The organism is Candidatus Accumulibacter aalborgensis (assembly GCF_900089955.1).
GTDB classification, from domain to species: Bacteria; Pseudomonadota; Gammaproteobacteria; order Burkholderiales; family Rhodocyclaceae; genus Accumulibacter; species Accumulibacter aalborgensis.
Genome location: NZ_FLQX01000077.1, coordinates 1 through 1,325, shown reverse-complemented (window position 1 = coordinate 1,325; position 1,325 = coordinate 1). Strand labels below are relative to the sequence as shown.

At 55.8% G+C, this 1,325-nt stretch carries 1 protein-coding gene; it reads right to left on the bottom strand.

Annotated elements, in window-relative coordinates; translation table 11 throughout:
* Positions 1-13 precede the first annotated feature (13 nt).
* Entirely contained in the window at positions 14-1,183 is a 1,170-nt protein-coding gene (locus ACCAA_RS04730) for an IS4 family transposase (protein WP_186406088.1), read from the bottom strand.
* Positions 1,184-1,325 lie beyond the last annotated feature (142 nt).

The window sequence follows — 1,325 nt, the reverse complement described above, 5'->3', positions numbered from 1 at the left end:
CAGTAGTGTCCGGTTAAAACGCGAATAGATTCAATTGGTTGCAGTCGACTGCGTGCTCTGAAGTGTAGCCGCTTCCCGCAAAGACTTGCTGGATGGGCATCTTCTCGAACAGGGTGAGCGAAAAAATCTGTAGCAAAGTGTAGAGCGAAGCGTCGAGGTTCAGCCGCTTTTTCACGATGGCAACGAGGACATAGACCGACACGGCAATCCAGATTTGCGACTTCACTGCATTCTCTGAGGTGCCGAAGAATTTCTTGATACGAAGATGCTGCTTGATCCATTTGAAAAACAACTCGACCTGCCAGCGGCTCTTGTAGAGCGCGCAGATCGTTGCTGCCGGCAACGTGAAGTTGTTCGTCAGGAACACCAGCGTCTTGCCGGACTCCGGATCCTTGAAACGGACGCGTCGCAGGTGCGCCGGATAATCCCTGCTGGTTTTGTAGCCGTTGAGCCCGATCGTTTGATCGCACATGATCCCGGTGCTGCGATCGGTTCTCGCCGAGTAGATACGCCGTGCATCCAGGTTCGACTTGGCACGAGTTACAAAGAAGGCGTTGGCCTGATCTACGGCGTACAGCCGCGTGAAGTCCAGATAGCCGCGATCCATGACGTAGATTGCGCCGGCTTCCGCGGTCAGCAGATCGAGCGCATGAACGTCGTGCAGCTTGCCGTCCGAGATGTGGATGAAGCTGGGGATGCTGCCGCGCAGGTCGAGCAGCGTATGCATCTTGACCGCCGCCTTGGTTGTGCGGAACGGCGCCCACGGAAACAGCGACAAGGACAAGTCGATGGTTGTCGAGTCCAGCGCATACGCCGTGTTCTCCAACTCGAAGGCCAAGCTGTCGCCGACATAGAGCTTTCTGGCTTGGGCAATCAATCGTTGGGCGAACTCGGCATGAATACGCCAGTCCCGCTTCTCGTTGGCATCGGCAAGTGTTGCCCGTCTGATCTCCTGCCGGAACCCCATGTGATAAAGCTTCGCCGCTTGTGCCGAGAGACAGACCTCGATGTCGCGCAGACTCTCGCGGTAGGTCAGTTGCGCAAAGGCCATGATGCGAAACTGCTCGGCACAGGTCAGCGACTTTACGTATCGGTCGCCGCCATATTGCTGGACAAGGCGGGTGAAAGTTGTCCATGGCAGAAAGTCCATGAGCTGGGCGAACAAGGTCTTGCCAGTGTTCATGGCAACTGCCTCCGGAATCAAACCCGGAAGACTGCCCGATATGCCAGACACAGTTCAAATCGACACCACCTTCTCCCGCCTCAAATCCCGCTCCAGTTCTTGGTTTCAGGAATTCGAAGAGCGTTTTAACCGGACACTACTG

Excerpts from the sequence above, each read along its gene's own strand:
- ACCAA_RS04730 (WP_186406088.1), bottom strand. The coding sequence starts at position 1,183 with ATGAACACTGGCAAGACCTTGTTCGCCCAGCTCATGGACTTTCTGCCA.